The following is a 17,419-nucleotide window of genomic DNA, read 5'->3' as shown; positions in this document are numbered from 1 at the left end:
AATGCGTAGTGCATACCTGTCATAATAATTAGTGCCATCGCACCGCCCAGAACGATACCCGCAATCAATCCACCTTCATTCAGCAGCCAGTTAATCCCACCGGACAAGCCGCTACCTACAAATGTACCCAATGGACCGATCGCAATTAGTGTTACCGGAACCATAACAAGCAAGGTAATCAGTGGCACAAGCAGCAACTTCAATGCTGCCGGAATAACCCGGTCAACCCACTTCTCAACATAAGACATCAGCCATACGGCAAGTAAGATTGGAATAACCGATGAGGCATAACTGACAGCCGTTACCGGAATGCCGAGAAAAGCAACCGACTCACCGCTGGAGAGCAATGCGCCCATATCGGGATACATCAGCGCAGTACCTAACGCAATGGCAACAAACGGATTACTTCCGAATTTGCGAGCGGCACTAACCGCAATTAGCAGCGGAAGGAAGTAGAATACGCCGTCCCCAATGGCCGAAAGAATACGATACGTGTCAGTACCTGCTGACATCCACTCCAGCGATACGAATAATGCAAGCAATCCCTTGAGCATACCGGCAGCTGTAATCGCTGGCAGCATTGGCGCAAAGACACCCGCAATCGTCTCAAAAATATTAAGAATTACATTTTTATTTTTTTCCGGTTTAGGCTGTTTATTTTCTGAGCTTTGCTGGATTGCCGGATGTTCCTTCACCATAGCATCGAATACTTTGGACACGTCATTTCCGATAATCACCTGGAATTGCTCCCCTGAGATATTAGTTCCCATCACTTTATCCAGTTTCTTGAGTGAGTTATTATCCACTTTATCGTTATTTTTCAGATCAAATCTCAGTCTTGTGACGCAATGATACACCGAGTTGATATTGTTTGTTCCCCCAACGGCTTTGATGATTTCCTGTGCCGTTTCCTGATGTTTCATGATCGTTTCCTCCTCATTTTTCCAATAAAAAATACCCGAACAAATAGCCACGTCTTCTACGTGTCATTCATTCGGGTATTGCCTGATTGAACAGTAACAAGCCCAATTGATATTTAGTTAGATTCTGGTTCATGTTCTGATATTTCATTGCTCACGCTTCGGTTTCATTAACCGCTCCAGATGGAGGGTCAGATACAACTGTTCCGAATGAGTCATATCATACTGATAGTTCTTATGGATAAAAGTCTCAATCTTGCCGATACATTTGAAGGTTTCGGGATAGTTTTTCCGTACAACCTCGTATAAATACTCCTCCGCATCGTCATGTGACGAGTGAGTAATTACCCGTTGGCAGAAATACTTCAAATGAGTAATGAAACGGAAATAGTTCACGCTATCTTCATCCAATTCGACATTGAAGTGATATTTGATAATGTTCATGATCTCCTGGAGCAGTTGCATCAAATGAGTGACATCGTTCATGGAATCATTAACTTCCGCATTGATAAAATGCAGCGCTATGTTGCATATCTCATCCTTCGGAAACTCCACATCCAGTCTTTCCTTCAGCAAGGTGAGCGCTTCTCGGGCCACGTCGAACTCGGCCTTGTAGAAATGCTGTACTTCCCAGGAGAGCGGGTTGCGCGTTATCATTCCCTTTTCCAGACGCTGGACGGCAAAATGAATGTGATCCGACAGTGAGACATAAATTCCGTCACTGATGGTTTTGTTCAATTGCGTACGTGCCAGCGTCACAATATCATCTGTCGCCTGCAGAATTTCAATCGGTACTTCCGTAACAATGGACTTGAACTTCTCATAGATCGATGCATCCTGAAGCCGGAATACTTTCTCAATCCGCTCTTCATCGATCTCATCGCCAGCCTTGAACTTAAATCCGATACCCCGGCCGAGGATCAGCAGTTCCTGATTTTTGTCATCCACCGTACTGACAATATTGTTATTAAATATCTGTTTAATAATCATTATGGACCCACCTGTTTTTTTTGAGGATTAAAAAAGGGCAAAACCAAAATAGAAATAATAAATCATTTCCATAGTGGTTTTGCCCGCATTACCGGTAACAAGCCTCGGGTTTAATCTATCACAACCTGAAAACGGTGTCAACCAAAAATGCTACCACTGCCATTTTACTTCGTCTTGCTTTCAAGAAATATTTCCCTACAGTTCCACGTTGCAGGGTATGCAGTCTTAATATTTACATGTTGATACAGAAACAAACTGGAGATGTTTTCTAAAAAATGCCCCCCTGTGCAAGGGTATATAATCTCCCTGGAGCACAAATATGATCCCTTCTTTCGAAGGGATCGCTTTTATTAATTATCGCTAATTATTGTTGAAACGTTACATTAATCAGTACAATTTCGGATCGACTGCTCGTGCGAATCGGAGGTCCCCAGAAGCCATACCCTGAGGTCACGATGGAGTGCATGGACCCTTTTTGCAGATAACCCCAATCATTCTCGTAGATAGCCTGTGTAATAAACTGAGCAGGTGCGATCTGACCACGATGGGTGTGACCAGACACAACTAAATCCACATGGTTCTGCTCCGCAATATCCAAATCATAAGGCTGGTGATCCATCATGATCACAGGCTTGCTCAGGTCGGAATCCTGCATCAATGTTGCTACTTCTGCCCGATCCTTCTCGGTCCGGTCTTTACGCCCAATCAGCGTAATCTTATTGTCTATTGTAATTTTGTCATCATACAGGACCTGCATATTACTCTTCTCCAGAGCCGCAATCAGATCCTCAATCGGTCCATTATACTTATCATGATTACCCAGTGAGGCGTACACTCCGTAAGGGGCCTGAATGCCACTGATAATATCCGCAATCCCACTCTTGAGGTACATATCCAAGTTGTCATCGATAATATCACCAGGATATAACACCAGATCCGGCTTCAACGCGTTAATTTCCTCAACCATACGTTTGGCGTGTGCAGGACCAGACAAAAGTCCAAAATGCATATCAGCAGCCATAACGATCTTGAGTTTGTCCATGCCTTCTACCTTTTTATCAATTTGGATGTTATATTCCCTTACAACCGGACTATATGCATTAAAGATGCCATAACCCAACGTCGACAACAACAATACAAGCGTAACCACACCCGCCCACTTGTGGGCATGATGTCTTGGAATTCTTGTCAGTCTAAGTATCCATAGCGTCAAATGAACAACCGGCAAAATCATTAACAGTAACGAGAAGATAGCGAGCCAGTATGAGCCGATTATGCTCAGGAAGGAGAAACTTCCAAACAACCGTGCCAGTATGAATGATACTGCAAGGAATACAAGCGCAACGATATAAAACCAACGGAATCTCGCAGAGACGACAGGTTTCATCCAGCTCCAGCCGCTCCGCCCTATGTAAAACACTAATAAACCATATACGATCAAAAACAAAATGCCTGCAAGTACGAACATGCCCCGGTTAACCTCCACATCAATAAGTTGATTGCTGAATTTAATTTAGAAAGCTTCTTATCCATTTGAACAAGTATAACGTAGTTAAATGGGTCAAAACATCTGTTTCGGATCATAGAATACGTACATTTTATTACAATTTGGTGATACTTAAATTCCAAGCATTCATAACCGGCATTACAGAGACAGCTTAATCGCATGAGGCACAAAAAGCTATCCCTGTATCCAAACATGAGTTGAACTCATGAACGGACACAGGGATAGCTATTCATTCATTACGAATTATTCGTTGGTATCCATCCACTGAAAGTGGAACGAACCTTCTTTGTCCACACGTTTGAAGGTGTGAGCGCCAAAGTAGTCACGTTGTGCTTGCAACAGGTTGGCAGGCAAACGCTCTGTGCGGTAGCTGTCATAGTAGGACAACGCGCTGGAGAACCCAGGAACCGGAATTCCTTGAGTTACCGCAGCAGCAACGACTTCACGCCATGCGCCTTGGTAGGATTCAACAATGTTTTGGAAGTATGGATCCAGAAGCAGGTTTTTCAGTTCTGCATCTTTGTCATATGCTTCCTTGATGTTTTGCAGGAACTGCGAACGGATGATACAACCACCACGGAAGATCATCGCGATGTTGCCGTATTTCAGATCCCAGCCGTACTCGTCGGAAGCTGCACGCATTTGGGCAAAGCCTTGCGCGTAGGATACTATTTTACTTGCAAACAGCGCTTTGCGCACATTCTCGATGAACGCTTTTTTGTCACCGGAGAATGCTTCAGTTGTAGGTCCGTTCAGGATTTTGCTAGCCGCTACACGCTCGTCTTTCATTGCAGACAGGAAGCGGGAGAATACGGATTCCGTAATCATGGACAAAGGTACGCCGAGATCCAGCGCGCTTTGACTTGTCCATTTGCCTGTTCCTTTTTGTCCGGCTGCATCCAGAATGACATCAACCATTGGTTTACCCGTTTCCGGATCGTATTTGGAGAAGATGTCTGCCGTGATTTCAATCAGGTAGCTATCCAGCTCGCCTTGGTTCCATTCGGAGAAGATTGCATGCAATTCTTCAACGGACACATTCAGCACGGATTTGAGCAAGTGATATGCTTCACCGATCAACTGCATATCTCCGTACTCGATACCATTGTGCACCATTTTCACATAGTGTCCAGCACCATCTGGTCCGATATATGTGCTGCAAGCATCGTCGCCTACTTTAGCGGAAATGGCTGTGAGAATTGGTTCAACGAGCGCATACGCACTCTCTTGTCCGCCTGGCATGATTGCTGGTCCTTTTAATGCGCCTTCTTCCCCACCGGATACACCCGCACCAATGAAGCGGAAACCTTTGGCTTCCAGATCTTTGCTGCGGCGTTGGGTGTCAGGGAAGTATGCGTTCCCTCCATCAATGATGATGTCGCCCTCGTCCAAGTGTGGCAGCAGTTGTTCAATGGTAGCGTCCGTTGCTTTACCCGCTTGAACCATGATCAGGATTTTGCGCGGGGATTCCAGGGAAGTCACGAACTCTTCAATCGTGAATGCACCTGTCAGGTTTTTGCCTTCGGCTTCTTTGAGAAGATCGTTCGTTTTCTCCGGGGAACGGTTAAATACCGCTACCGAGAATCCTTTGCTTTCAATATTGAGGGCAAGGTTCTTACCCATTACTGCAAGTCCAATGACACCGATCTGTTGTTTACTCATTATGTCCTCCCAATACTCTTTATATATAGTAGGTAAAATCCGAGATCAACAATTCTTAATTTATTGAACTGTTTTTTTCCAGTCTGCTGCAAACTTCTCCATACCTTGGTCTGTCAGCGGGTGTTTGGAGATTTGTTCAATGACGGAGAATGGAACAGTAGCAATATGTGCTCCTGCCATTGCTACACGTGTAACGTGATCCGGATGTCTTACAGATGCCGCAATAATCTGTGCATCCAGGTTATGTGTACGGAACAGCTCAGCGACTTTGGCAACCAATTGCACGCCATCTTCGGAGATGTCATCGAGACGTCCCAGGAACGGGGATACATATGTTGCACCGGCACGAGCAGCAAGCAGCGCCTGGTTCACGGTAAAGATCAACGTTACGTTGGTTTTCACACCTTTTTTGGTCAGGTAACGGCAAGCTTCCAGTCCTGCAAGTGTCATTGGCAACTTGATTGTGATGTTTTTGTCGTTATTATTGATTTTGATCAGTTCGTCTGCTTGAGCAATCATTTCCTCAGCCGTAATCGCATCTGGTGTTACTTCCGCAGATACGGATTCAACTTCAGGTACCTCGCGCAAAATTTCTTCAATACGATCTTCGAATTTCACGCCTTCTTTGGCTACCAGAGAAGGATTCGTTGTTACACCAGACAATACACCGACTTTATACGCTTTTTTGATGTCTACCAAGTTTGCTGTATCGATGAAAAATTTCATATTCAATTACCTCCAAGGGATATGTTTTTTTGTTATTACAGGTTGGCATTAACAGCCAGGGGTGCTTCAATTGCATCTTCAGTCTGCTGATCCGCAGGTTGATCAAACCACCAATGGTGGCCTTCATCAGCCAGCATCTTATCCGACTCTGTCGGTCCATAGCTACCTGCCGGGTACAAATGAAGCGGAAGCAGGTTCTCCTGAAATGCATCCAGAATCGGTTGTACCCAAGCCCAGGACAGTTCTACTTCATCCCAATGGGCAAAGAACGTTGGATCACCATGCAATGCGTCATGAATCAAGTTCTCATAAGCCTCCGCCAGATCCTCACGATCTGGTGACAGATCGATATGAACCGGCTTGAACTCTCCTTTGTGTTGCGGATCGCTCGCATTCAGCTGCAGTGTCATGCTCTGATCAGGACTCATCTCAATCACAAGCAGATTCGGCTTGGAACCGTTAACCACGTTAGCCTGTCCGGATGGTTCCTTGAATTCGATGACGATACGAGTGGATTTCTCCTTCATTCGTTTGCCGGTACGGATATAGAAAGGTACTCCGCGCCAGAAGAAGTCATCTATCTGCAATTTCGCAGCAATAAAAGTATCATTCATCGTATTCTCGGCAACACCCGGTTCAGCTGCATATCCGTTAACGGATTTGCCTTGGATGTTTCCTTCAGCATACTGTCCGCGAATGACGCTTGCACCCACGGTTTGCTTTTGCAGTGGCTGGATCGATTCCATGATGTGTTTTTTCTTCAAACCGACTTTTTCCGTGGTGCTGTTATATGGAAGCTGGATCGCCATCATCATAAGCAATTGCAGCATATGATTCTGGAACATGTCACGCACGGCGCCTACATGATCATAATAGGATGCCCGTTCTTCCACGCCAACAGTCTCATTAGCGGTGATCTGCACATTGGAGATGTAACGGTTGTTCCACAGTGCCTTCATGATCGGATTGCTTTGATGCAAGGTTTCAAGACGCTGTACCATCGGTTTGCCCAAATAATGGTCAATTCGATAAATTTCTTCTTCGGTGAACGCCTCGCTTAATTTGTGATTCAGATCACGAGCCGATTGCAGATCATGTCCAAATGGCTTCTCGATCACAAGGCGTTTCCAGCCCGCAGTAGATCCAAGTCCACTTTCCTGAATGTTCGCTGCAATGGGTTCGAAGAATTCTGGACCAACCGAAAGGTAAAACAGACGATTGGATGAAATTCCAAGTTCTGCCTCTCTTTGTTCCACTAAATTTAACAGCTCTATATAATCTTCCTTATGGCTTATATTCAATACACTGTAACGGAAAGCCTGCACGAATGATTTCACAACTTCAGGATCAGCAGGGCGTCTGGAAAATTCATTCAATGATTTTTCCACTTGTGCCTGAAAGAATTCATCAGACCATTCTCTGCGTCCCAAGCCAATCAGCGAGAAGGATGCCGGAAGTTTCTGCTCAATGTATAAATTATATAAGGCTGGATATATTTTTCTTTTGGCTAAATCGCCAGTCGCACCAAATAAAATAATGCTCGTTGGTTCCATCTCTCTGTTCTCCTTCCAAGTACCTCTGGTTTCTTTGCTGTAGTTACACTATAATACGTTTCATAGCCATACAAGTAATTAATATATTTCACAGGAGCTATAGACGATATCTATGACGACAAATTATGAATTATATAAGGTATTTTACTGGGCTGCCAAAACAGGAAGTTTGACCCAAGCTGCCAAAGCGCTATATATCACTCAACCAAGCGTCAGCCATGCTATTAAACAGCTGGAAGAAAGCTTTGGCCTCACGTTGTTTTACCGAAATTCCAAAGGAGTCGCGCTAACACAGGAAGGTGTCAGTCTGTATTCCTATATCGAACAATCCCAAATTCTGATCTCGCTGGCGGAGGAGAAGATGGCCGCCCTGAAGAGTTTAGACAACGGAGAACTAAGGATTGGCGGCAGTGATTCACTGTTTAAACATTACATGCTTGCATATCTGGAAGAATTTCATGTGCTCTACCCTAACATCAAGCTGCATCTGAGTCATGGGACAACGCCGGAAGTCATCACGTTTCTGAAAGAAGGTAAAATTGATCTGGGCGTTGTGCGAATGCCGATTGTTGATCCGCAACTGGAAGTCCGGGAAAGTATTCAGCTCAAGGACTGCTTCGTTGCGGGTGAACGGTATGCTCAGCTGAAGGATAAAGTCATGACGCTGGAGATGCTGCTGGAGCATCAACTGATTCTCTTCTCCCGGAACAGCCGGGTGCGGATGGCTATCACGGAGTTGTTTAACTCCTATGGCTATACGCTAAAACCTGAAATTGAGGTCGGCAGTGTGGATTTGTTAATTGAATTTGCACGCCGAGGATTGGGCATATCGTATGTAACCCGTGAGTTTATTTCCAAAGAGCTGGAGGAAGGCTCGCTCTTTGAAATTCAGCTGGATGTTTCTTTGCCCCCTTCACATGTGGGCATCATGACCAAGCGAAATATGCCGATTTCCCTGGCAGCCAACCGGTTTATGGATCTCATTTTCAAGACGGAATAGATTCGTTGATCAACTGGTCTACAAAAAAGTGCCTCATCACTCCAAACGGATGATGAAGCACTTTTTTTTATATCCACATGTAAAATTGACTAACGAGAAATTCTCGTGAAGCGAACTAGATTATCTAATAAAATATATCCGCCTCTTAATTTGCATCAGGAACCCGACTCACTGTCGTACTTCGAGTTCTCTTAATCTATCCTCAATTCTGCCAGGAATCATAGTAAACAGTTGGTCCCATGTCATGAACACATTCGGATCAAGCAAATATTCCTCAAACTCCATGGCAGGAACAAACGCTTTCGTCTGCAGAAATTCTTGCACGCTTGCATTAATCTCTTCATTCGTTTCAAAATAACCTTTGAACATTTCGTTCACGAGCAGACCGTCACATCCAGCATTAGCGCCTGCTGCACTGTACAGATCCGGCAACAGTTCAAATACCACAGGCAACGGTGAAAAAGCGTGTTTGCCTGGCTGCGAGTATAGACACACATGGCGTCCAACCACATTAACCCGATCCTTAAGCAATCCTCGAAGTACTCTTCCATGAAAGCTGGCTTCACAGTCCACGACTTCAGCGTCATGGCCCACATATATCCACACATGTTCCATTTCATACAAATGCCCAATTTCGTAGTCCCACCAGATCGCGAATTCAATTACATATTGGACGGCTTCGGCTGGAAAATGAATTTCCCGGCTGAATGATGGGGAGGGTCCAGAGCGTTCCAATATTGAAACACCCACAAAATCCGGGTAAAAAGGTTCATTTTGATCAAACATCAATACAGGTGCATAACTCATCGCAGTTTCCAGCATTTCCTGCTCAGTCATGGTCATGGATCGTCCCTCCACATTCTTTGAGTGCTACTATATACTGTAACAAGCCAATGTTATGCCTATCTTAACAGAGAATTCGGAATGTGTTAATTGGAACAAAATATAAGCCCGTAATCGGAAATCTTTCCGGTCACGGGCCTGAAATCGTCATTTGAGAGGAGAACGTGATGATATTATCCCTTTGCGTTTTTGGATGATTTGGAAGCTTTGATCGCCTGATCCGAAACAGAATCCACACATGCAATTGCTGGACCTAAAATGGCGTCATTCTTGATAGATGCCACTGCCTTTGCATACGCCTCCTCATCAATACAGTATGCACGATGTGCAACTTCAGGCGGCGTTGCAGCGAGGAAATCAGCCCCAAGCACAATGTCCGGTGTGGGTTGATCAAAAATCGTCAACAGATGTACATCATCGGTCTCCGCCACAAACCAGTGAAACCACCCTTGAGGGAATATCGAAACTTGACCAGGCTTCAAATGATAACTTATCCGCTCCCGCTTGAAGGGATCGTAGACAGAAGTGGTAATTTCACCGTTGATCAGAACGACCATCTCCGTCACATTTGTATGCCAGTGCGGCTGAACAATGATACCTTTACTCATGTGTACGTTAAAGAATCCATTTTTGATCGTAGGCAGCTGCTCCCCAAACAACTGGGTGATATAATTGCGCGAGTCACGCTGATAATTTAAAACCGCTGTCGAATCGGCCGCCAGCTGAACATTCGGGGATTGCAGAATCGGATTAATCATACCGCTGTTTCCTCCTTATAGGCGTACATCTCATTGTTGTACTGTATGCGTTAATAAGCGGAGATAATACCGAGGACACGATTCCATTGCAATTTTTATCCACCTGTGTAATCTCATCTGTCAATTAGGTGAAGATCATTCACTCTCAAGCAAAACACAAAACACCCTTTTCCTGTTGAAAATAGGTCTGGGGCGTTAAGTGTTTTATCTATAGCCTTGCTTTATATTAAGTAATCCCCGGGTATCTTCCCCCTGCGGCAAATCCTTTGGGAGATATCCATTCAATCTCTGCCAATTCATCATTGGTGAAAGTAATCTGCAAGGCACCCAGGTTCTCGTGAATTCTCTCCAAACTGCGAGTACCAGGGATCGGAACGATATGTTCTCCCTTTTCAAGTAACCAGGCGAGTGCGAGCTGAGAAGCAGTGCATCCTTTTTGCATAGCCAGCTCTTGGATCAGGCGCACAACCTCCAGATTCTTCTGGAAATTCTCACCCTGGAAACGTGGATAATGACGACGATAATCGTCCTCTGGCAGGTCGTCTATCGATCGGATCTGTCCTGTCAGGAAGCCACGTCCCAACGGACTGTAGGGTACAAGCCCAATGTTCAACTCGCTCAGCAATGGCAATATCTCATCTTCGAGCTCACGACTCCATAATGAATACTCCGTTTGGAGTGCTGTGATTGGATGAACGGCATTCGCACGACGAATCGTCTCTGCAGACGCTTCAGACAGACCTATATAACGGATTTTCCCCTGTTGAACCAGATCGGCAAGTGTTCCCACCGTTTCCTCAATAGGAGTATTGGGATCCGGACGATGCTGATAATATAGATCTATGTAATCCATCCCCAGGTTGTAAAGACTGGCATCCACTGATTTTTTGATATACGCCGGATCTCCCTTGGGACCCTGGGTATGTGTTATACCGAACTTGGTTGCTACAATAGCATCGGCTCTTCGCCCTTTAAGCGCACGTCCAAGCAATTTTTCGTTACCTCCAAACTGCTGCTTTTCATATTCACCGTACAGATCCGCTGTATCGAACATCGTTACTCCTGCATCCAGCGCACCCCGGATTGTATGCACCGAATCTTGGTTGTCTGGCATCATCATTACACCTAGTCCAAGCCCGGATACCTGCAAATTATCGCTTCCCAACGTTCTTGTGTTGATCATGTGGTTCCCTCTTTTCGTTAATAGATAGAAAAATATTGGACATGTATTCATTCTATTTCACGAACAGAGGCCCAACCACAGTCTGTTTATGCTAGTACTAGAATTACCACCCTGAGCGTTACTGTCACTCCACAACGGGTATGTACACACAACAATGAATACCTGACTGTTCGTTCAGATTACTCATGGAAAAGATATCGTAGGCATAGGCAATGCCATCCGTCTGATCCGTTGTTTGGAGATAGATTCGGTTGACTTTTTTCTGTTTAATTTGGTGGAGGTTCCAAATGTTTTGAAAATCCGTGCTGTCCTCGTTCAACTGTTGAATTATTTTGTAAAACCCGGGTTCACCCGGATACTTGTCATAGTACGTACGAAACACCGCTACCGAATGCCGTGCAAATTCATCCCAATTATGCATACGTTCCCGGAGCGTTGCATCTAGAAATAACATTCGCATCATGACACGGTCGTTCACGTTCATCGAGGAAAAGGCAAAAAGTTTTTCATTCGCTGCCTCATTCCATGCAAGTACTTCAGACCTTTCATTCGTAATAAAAGAAGGGTATGCAAGTTGACTAATGATACTCTGCCATCCCGCTTCGAGATGTGAATAGGAGGCAGGAAATTCATGCTCTGCATTGGGGTCCCATAAACGAAATAGGTGGTCCTTCTCTTCCTCGCTTAACTGGAGTGCACCCGCTATACTTTCCATCACCTCTCGAGATGCGTTAACCTCTCTCCCCTGCTCAAGCCAAGTGTAGTAAGTTGCACTGACACCTGCAAGCACCGCGACTTCCTCACGCCTTAATCCAGGCGTTCTGCGTTGTCCATACGATCCGCTGATTCCGACTTGTTCTGGCTGAATCCGGCTCCTCCGAGATTTCAAAAATTCACCCAGTGTTTTATTTCGGCTAATACCTGTAGTCATAAATAACCTCCCTTAGACATTTAGATTTCTATGGATTCAAATACGGCTCTATCCAAAATGGATGTGATAAGACGCCTTTGATATAATTCTTTTATTATCATTCTGCAAAATCCTTAGTTTACAAGAAGCTTAGCATTGATTCACGCAGAACGAAAGGAGCACATCATGGTACCAACGATCGGAGACATTTACTGTGTATACGTCGAAAATTTACAACAATATGCCGCCTGCCAGGTAACTGGCCTGAAAGAAACCGGGAGTAAGGGGTCACGCCAGCTTGCCGCAATCCTGCAATTGGACTGGACAGGAAATCAGCCGCCCGATGAAATGGAACTTCGTCAGATGAAACCGCTCATATGCAGCTTTTATTTCTGGAAAAATCGGCTGGATCCGGGCTTGAACTCGAAATCAGTAAACCACGTAAACCGGAATGGCTCGCAGAGAATCTAACGAACCCTTTTCGAGACTGGGACGGACGGGATCATATTAAAGCAGCGCATGCCAAAAAAGCAGCTCAAACCTACAAACAACACCTCAAAGAAATTCGAAGATTAAGTCAAAATATGAGCGATTCAGGCGTTATACAGAAACAACTGATGTCATTAGTAGAGAAGTACACCGAGACGTTTAACGAGATGGACGCCAAAGCCAACTTTATTGAAACAATCGAACGTGAAGAAATTTATAACGCCTTTGTTGAATTGTTGGATCAACTGGAATCAAAACCAGGGATGGACCAGACAACTGCTATAAAGGTTAATCGCAAGGAACTGGAAGAGGTGTTTGAACGCACGAGAGATTTTTAGATTCAGGGTGAATGAGATAAGAGGTTCTTTCTCTTACTTTTATCCGCAAAACGGGCTAAAAGATAAAAGCCTGACTCCATGTAGGAATCAGACTTTTATCCTTTTCGTATCCATTCTGAACCATTTTACGGTGCTTCAACAGTTGTTCCACAATACTCACAATCCGTGGATTGCTTCCGATATACCTTCGCCTTGGCCCCACATCCCGGACAATTCACAGATACAGCTTCTTGCGGTTCCTCGTATTCATGATCGTGGTACTCATCCTCATAGTACCCTTCATCATCATATTCCTCGTCACTGTCGTAATGGTATTGATAATGATCAGCCTTGGGATGGAATTTAGGTCGACTACACATTTTAATTCCTGTAACAAGTACGATAACGCCGGGTATAAAAAGAATAATCGTACTGATAATAGCCATTTCGGTTCCCTGGGATATTAATAATAAAGATAACAATATTGTTAGAGATGATAATATAATGAATATAATTCCAAAAAATCTCTTCAAAGCTTTTCCTCCTATAAATTTATGATTTGCTTCTCATGATCTGTTGATTCCGTTCTTTCAAGCGTGACTTTAACCGAGATAATTGCGAAGTGAGACGTTCACTATCTATCAATCCCCCTGCCGCATACTGTGTCGCAATCTCACCGTTCAACAATTCAATATCAATTAGTATCTGACGGTCACTATACTCAAGTGAAACCGGAGTGATTGGGTCGCTGTACTTTACCAGTTCAACTAATGATTGAAGCGCCTTTCTGTCCTCCTCCATAGTCAGGATGGAATCATCCTCCATCGTATGAAGCAACTGTTGCAAAGCATTTTCGATGGATCTCAAGTTAGCCGTTTTCATTTGTTCATCTGCTTCATGATGACTTGTACTCCGGATATAGATCAACATAATTCCACATAGAATTACTGCCAGCGCTGCAGTTACCGTATGTAACAAAACGAACCAGCGGAGACCATGATCTGCTAAACCTGTAAACAGAGAATATATCATTACGCAAATCAGATACATCACCAACACGATCCCTAACGCTGTGTAACCAGGAACCAGTTGCTTAAAGCGATCCATATGTAGCATGACATGCCTTATATAAATCCAAATCGCCGTAATCGCGAAATAAGAAGCCACAAGATTCATCCAGAAAGGAAACGATACAATAGCATGACTAAACACCGTAAAAGAAACGACTGAGGATACAAGCATACAGATCAGATAGATGACATTTAAAATGAAAAGATTGCTCCGTTTAATTATCACTATGCCTGCCCTCCATCTTGCAGATTGTTTCCGCAATCCAGACAGAACTTCTGACCGGGCTTCACTTCATGTTGACATTGACTGCATTTCAAGGACAGACCGGAGCCGCAGTTGCCGCAGAATTTAGTTTGACCCGAATTCATATGATTGCACTTGGGGCATGGGCTAGGCATCGGTTCGTGACACTGAACACATGCCAAAGCATTATCCGCATTATCCGCCCCGCAGGATGGGCATGCATGATATTTGTCTCCACAATTGGGACAAAATTTGGTCCCTTTTTGCAAGGCATGTCCACAGTTGTTACAACCGGTCGTTGCTGATTTTTCGGCAAATGAATTGCCACACTTGCTGCAAAAAGAACTATGCTCCTGGTTCGGATGACTGCAATGTTTGCATATGCGTACAGCAGGCGTTTCCGTTGTAGCCATCACTTTGGACATCTGGGACATCTCGCTGCTGAATGATCCTCCCAGTCCAACACCCATCCCCATACCAAGCCCTGCACCCATAATATCCGATTGCATGCTTCCTTCATTTTTGGCTGCACCTTCAAGCGTATCGAATGAACGCTCCTGTTGATAGGTGTACCCGATAATATCCATTTCAGCTTTGCGTGCCAACGCTTCTCTCAATCGAATGACCGAAGGGTCCTCTTCAGGCAGATTGACATTGTGGATATACAGGTTGATTAACTCAATACCAAACTCTTCAAAAGCAGATGCGATCGTATCAGCAAAATGTCGTGATATTTCGGCGATATAAGCATTGATTTCCAGTACACTTACTTTTCTATGTATTAGATAGGAAGACAGCATGGAGTTAATGTTCATAATAATTAGCCCGCGAAAGTAATTGACCATATTAGCCTGGTTAAATTCAGGCAGTGTTCCCACAAGTTTGATCAGAAATTTGCGAGAGTCCGCTATTTTTATTCCCATCTGCCCAAATGCTCTTACGGGAACGATAATATTATATTTTGGGTCCTGTACCTGGATTGGATTTGCTGTTCCCCATTTCACGTCTAGTGCGCTTACTTGATTGACGTACCACACTTCTGCTGCAAAAGGTGATTTACCTCCGAACGGAAGGTTAACGAGCCGGTTTAAGATCGGGATATTCGCCGTACTTAGCGTATGTCTTCCTGGGCCGAACATATCAAGTGCCCTTCCATCCTTAAAGAGGATTGCCTGTTGGGATTGATTCACAATCAACTGGGTCCATGTTCCCAATTCGTTCTCAGGATGCTTCCAAGCAAATACATCAGGTGAACCGTCATACTTGATTACGTCAATAATGGCCATTTCTCTTCCTCACTCCAGTAGTAGAATACTATAATTTCATTGAAACAATCGTACTAACAATCGCTTTCTAACAATCTAAAGTTAAACCATTTTATATCTTACTTATCTGCTAATCTTTCAACAAAAATGTTTTTTCATGTTTAGGCATTGCTATTTTACCATTTTTAACCTCCTTTCGCACTAGTATAGTTCATATTTCATGAGATATTTTTCCTATAGATGAATGGTATAGACACTAAAAAACCTCCTGTATATCGACAATATACAAGAGGTTCTTGTGATAGTGAAGTCCCTCTGGTTAATTCAGGAGATTATCCATATATGATGCGGGATCGGCCATGAACGCTTCGAACGTGGAGATCGTTCCGTGCTCCTGATGTTCAATGTCTGCGTAGCCAATCATTTTTTTGCTTGGATTCCAGACGATCAGGATATGGGAGTACTGCTCCAAGTCAGAGGATATGCGCAGCAGTTTCTGTCTGCCCAGCTTCATCTCCACCGTATCGATCAGATGGAAGAATTCGATGTATCCCACGCCGGACGGATTTTTTGGCAAGTCGATTCTGCGCAGACCTTCCGTTAGAAAACGGATTAATTCATCAGGTAGCTTGTACGATTTAAGCAAATGCAATTTATTGCTCAGATTGTGAAAGTCTTGCGGCTCATGAGATTTCAAATACTCTGCCATTTCTTCATTTTTCTGACTGATGGCAATCGTGTATGCTCGTTCCCCATCCTTCTCTTGAATGGTCACATCCGCCCCCTGTTCCACCAGAAATTGAACCATCTTCATATTGTTGTTGCGAGCGGCTACCGTAAGTGGCGTGGCCTTATAGGGATAAACCATGTCCGGTTCATTGTAGTTAATATGTACACCCTCATCCAGTAAATACTGAATCGTTTGCAGATCGTGGTCTGACACAGCTCTTCGCAGTGTTTTCCCTCCGTATTTTCGAATGTCCAATCCTAGTTCTTTCACCACGGCCATATTCTTTTTGTTACCGTAATAGGCTTCATCATATGCGCTCGACTTCACCTTGCTCAAACCATTCAACTTGGCACCCTTCTGGTGCAGATATCGGACAATCTCTTCCCCTCCATATCTGACCGCCCTGAGGATTGCCGGGTTGTCCTTCACATTTAGGTTCACTCCGTACTCCACCAACAACTTGACCACTGCCTGCTGGTTGGTGATTAGGGCAATATCCAATGGTGTCAAAGCTATGTATTTGCTCAGCGAAATCTCTTTTTCAAGATCCATACCCTCTCTAATGAATTCTTCTACAGCAATAACGTCTCCCTTGTAAATCGCCATGGCGTGATCAGGCAACGTTTCAAACGTTCCTTGATTTCCGATTTTGAACAATGGTGTAACCTCCTCTGCTAATATCTACTTATCATATAAACTCTGCACTGATCCCGAATAATTTTCTTTAGCTAATACTTTAGCTATTGCGGCTTCAACTTTAGTATATGACTCCATTTTCTTTTGAATCTGAGCTAATTTATTCTTGTTATTCGCTTCCATAATCACTTTAAATTCTTTGTATAGCCAGATGATGAAGTACACACAATGGTTGTAATCAGCGATAACTCAGGATTCGTTTTGACGCGATACTCAGAATCTTGAGGAACAATAGGACGCATCAGGTTTAAGATTACCGTAATATATTTCTTCTATTATATTGCCCATCTCTCCATCCTCCTTTCTTATAAATTGTGTAATCCCTGCTTATGCAATTATATAATATCTGTAGAAGATAATAAGGAGGATATATGCAATATTCGCATGAATTTTCCTGATATATTTTTTAATAAAGTTATTAAACTAATTAGAATACAAAGGATACAGCATGCTCTCCTTTACAAAACATTTTGCGCTTATTGAGCTATATGTAGCTCGTATGATAAAATAATGGACACCCATTTTTACATGAATCGTTACAAATCACGCATACAGA

16 protein-coding genes are annotated in these 17,419 nt (G+C 43.9%); 2 read left to right on the top strand and 14 right to left on the bottom strand.

What is annotated here, in order from left to right; genetic code table 11:
- The 6 genes from AMS66_RS33645 to zwf form a co-directional block, all read right to left on the bottom strand.
- A partial coding sequence (locus AMS66_RS33645) for a PTS transporter subunit EIIC (protein WP_236703332.1) occupies positions 1–923 on the bottom strand: 923 nt, incomplete at its 3' end.
- Positions 924–1,067: 144 nt separating this feature from the next.
- Positions 1,068–1,910 (bottom strand): BglG family transcription antiterminator LicT, encoded by an 843-nt coding sequence (gene licT, locus AMS66_RS10870; protein ID WP_053780809.1) that lies wholly within the window; start codon positions 1,908–1,910, stop codon positions 1,068–1,070.
- Between the two features lie 364 nt (positions 1,911–2,274).
- On the bottom strand, positions 2,275–3,378 hold the full coding sequence (locus AMS66_RS10865) for a metallophosphoesterase (RefSeq protein WP_053780808.1): 1,104 nt from the start codon (positions 3,376–3,378) through the stop codon (positions 2,275–2,277).
- A gap of 282 nt (positions 3,379–3,660) precedes the next feature.
- Positions 3,661–5,079 (bottom strand): NADP-dependent phosphogluconate dehydrogenase, encoded by a 1,419-nt coding sequence (gndA, locus tag AMS66_RS10860; protein WP_053780807.1) that lies wholly within the window; start codon positions 5,077–5,079, stop codon positions 3,661–3,663.
- A 60-nt stretch (positions 5,080–5,139) separates the two neighbouring features.
- Positions 5,140–5,805: a fructose-6-phosphate aldolase gene (gene fsa / locus AMS66_RS10855; RefSeq protein ID WP_053780806.1), complete on the bottom strand. Its 666-nt coding sequence runs from the start codon at positions 5,803–5,805 to the stop codon at positions 5,140–5,142.
- Between the two features lie 35 nt (positions 5,806–5,840).
- On the bottom strand, positions 5,841–7,358 hold the full coding sequence (gene zwf / locus AMS66_RS10850; RefSeq protein WP_053780805.1) for a glucose-6-phosphate dehydrogenase: 1,518 nt from the start codon (positions 7,356–7,358) through the stop codon (positions 5,841–5,843).
- A 112-nt stretch (positions 7,359–7,470) separates the two neighbouring features.
- Between zwf and AMS66_RS10845 the strand changes: the two genes are divergently transcribed.
- On the top strand, positions 7,471–8,358 hold the full coding sequence (locus AMS66_RS10845) for a LysR family transcriptional regulator (protein ID WP_053780804.1): 888 nt from the start codon (positions 7,471–7,473) through the stop codon (positions 8,356–8,358).
- A 168-nt stretch (positions 8,359–8,526) separates the two neighbouring features.
- Here the strand turns inward: AMS66_RS10845 and AMS66_RS10840 are convergent, their stop codons facing one another.
- The 4 genes from AMS66_RS10840 to AMS66_RS10825 form a co-directional block, all read right to left on the bottom strand.
- Positions 8,527–9,201: a hypothetical protein gene (locus tag AMS66_RS10840; protein ID WP_053780803.1), complete on the bottom strand. Its 675-nt coding sequence runs from the start codon at positions 9,199–9,201 to the stop codon at positions 8,527–8,529.
- A gap of 173 nt (positions 9,202–9,374) precedes the next feature.
- Entirely contained in the window at positions 9,375–9,959 is a 585-nt protein-coding gene (locus AMS66_RS10835; protein ID WP_053780802.1) for a cupin domain-containing protein, read from the bottom strand.
- A 226-nt stretch (positions 9,960–10,185) separates the two neighbouring features.
- Positions 10,186–11,139: an aldo/keto reductase gene (locus tag AMS66_RS10830; RefSeq protein ID WP_053781038.1), complete on the bottom strand. Its 954-nt coding sequence runs from the start codon at positions 11,137–11,139 to the stop codon at positions 10,186–10,188.
- Positions 11,140–11,266: 127 nt separating this feature from the next.
- A complete protein-coding gene (locus AMS66_RS10825; protein ID WP_053780801.1) occupies positions 11,267–12,073 on the bottom strand; it encodes a helix-turn-helix transcriptional regulator in 807 nt (268 codons plus the stop codon).
- Positions 12,074–12,429: 356 nt separating this feature from the next.
- On the opposite strand from AMS66_RS10825, the gene AMS66_RS10820 reads away from it, so the two are divergent.
- Positions 12,430–12,879, top strand: coding sequence for a hypothetical protein (locus AMS66_RS10820; protein ID WP_053780800.1), 450 nt, complete (start codon positions 12,430–12,432; stop codon positions 12,877–12,879).
- A 125-nt stretch (positions 12,880–13,004) separates the two neighbouring features.
- Here AMS66_RS10820 and AMS66_RS10815 read toward each other — a convergent pair whose 3' ends face one another.
- The 4 genes from AMS66_RS10815 to AMS66_RS10800 all read right to left on the bottom strand — a co-directional run bounded on the left by AMS66_RS10815 (position 13,005) and on the right by AMS66_RS10800 (position 16,824).
- Positions 13,005–13,304: a hypothetical protein gene (locus AMS66_RS10815; RefSeq protein WP_144424469.1), complete on the bottom strand. Its 300-nt coding sequence runs from the start codon at positions 13,302–13,304 to the stop codon at positions 13,005–13,007.
- 106 nt (positions 13,305–13,410) lie between these two features.
- The gene (locus AMS66_RS10810) at positions 13,411–14,154 is read right to left on the bottom strand and encodes a hypothetical protein (protein WP_053780798.1); all 744 of its coding nucleotides are present in this window, start codon (positions 14,152–14,154) and stop codon (positions 13,411–13,413) included.
- Complete coding sequence (locus tag AMS66_RS10805; protein ID WP_053780797.1) at positions 14,154–15,458, bottom strand: SPFH domain-containing protein; 1,305 nt, start codon at positions 15,456–15,458, stop codon at positions 14,154–14,156. Before AMS66_RS10805 ends, AMS66_RS10810 begins: the two co-directional genes overlap by 1 nt.
- A 298-nt stretch (positions 15,459–15,756) precedes the next feature.
- The gene (locus AMS66_RS10800; RefSeq protein WP_053780796.1) at positions 15,757–16,824 is read right to left on the bottom strand and encodes an ankyrin repeat domain-containing protein; all 1,068 of its coding nucleotides are present in this window, start codon (positions 16,822–16,824) and stop codon (positions 15,757–15,759) included.
- Between the last annotated feature and the right edge of the window lie 595 nt (positions 16,825–17,419).

Origin of the sequence: Paenibacillus xylanivorans (genome assembly GCF_001280595.1) — a bacterium.
GTDB lineage: Bacteria > Bacillota > Bacilli > Paenibacillales > Paenibacillaceae > Paenibacillus > Paenibacillus xylanivorans.
Note: the sequence above shows the minus strand (reverse complement) of the source record. Positions and strands in the feature narration are given on the sequence as shown.

Excerpts from the sequence above, each read along its gene's own strand:
- licT (WP_053780809.1), bottom strand. The coding sequence starts at position 1,910 with ATGATTATTAAACAGATATTTAATAACAATATTGTCAGTACGGTGGAT.
- AMS66_RS10865 (WP_053780808.1), bottom strand. The coding sequence starts at position 3,378 with ATGTTCGTACTTGCAGGCATTTTGTTTTTGATCGTATATGGTTTATTA.
- gndA (WP_053780807.1), bottom strand. The coding sequence starts at position 5,079 with ATGAGTAAACAACAGATCGGTGTCATTGGACTTGCAGTAATGGGTAAG.
- fsa (WP_053780806.1), bottom strand. The coding sequence starts at position 5,805 with ATGAAATTTTTCATCGATACAGCAAACTTGGTAGACATCAAAAAAGCG.
- zwf (WP_053780805.1), bottom strand. The coding sequence starts at position 7,358 with ATGGAACCAACGAGCATTATTTTATTTGGTGCGACTGGCGATTTAGCC.
- AMS66_RS10845 (WP_053780804.1), top strand. The coding sequence starts at position 7,471 with ATGACGACAAATTATGAATTATATAAGGTATTTTACTGGGCTGCCAAA.
- AMS66_RS10840 (WP_053780803.1), bottom strand. The coding sequence starts at position 9,201 with ATGACCATGACTGAGCAGGAAATGCTGGAAACTGCGATGAGTTATGCA.
- AMS66_RS10835 (WP_053780802.1), bottom strand. The coding sequence starts at position 9,959 with ATGATTAATCCGATTCTGCAATCCCCGAATGTTCAGCTGGCGGCCGAT.
- AMS66_RS10825 (WP_053780801.1), bottom strand. The coding sequence starts at position 12,073 with ATGACTACAGGTATTAGCCGAAATAAAACACTGGGTGAATTTTTGAAA.
- AMS66_RS10820 (WP_053780800.1), top strand. The coding sequence starts at position 12,430 with ATGCAGCTTTTATTTCTGGAAAAATCGGCTGGATCCGGGCTTGAACTC.
- AMS66_RS10815 (WP_144424469.1), bottom strand. The coding sequence starts at position 13,304 with ATGGCTATTATCAGTACGATTATTCTTTTTATACCCGGCGTTATCGTA.
- AMS66_RS10805 (WP_053780797.1), bottom strand. The coding sequence starts at position 15,458 with ATGGCCATTATTGACGTAATCAAGTATGACGGTTCACCTGATGTATTT.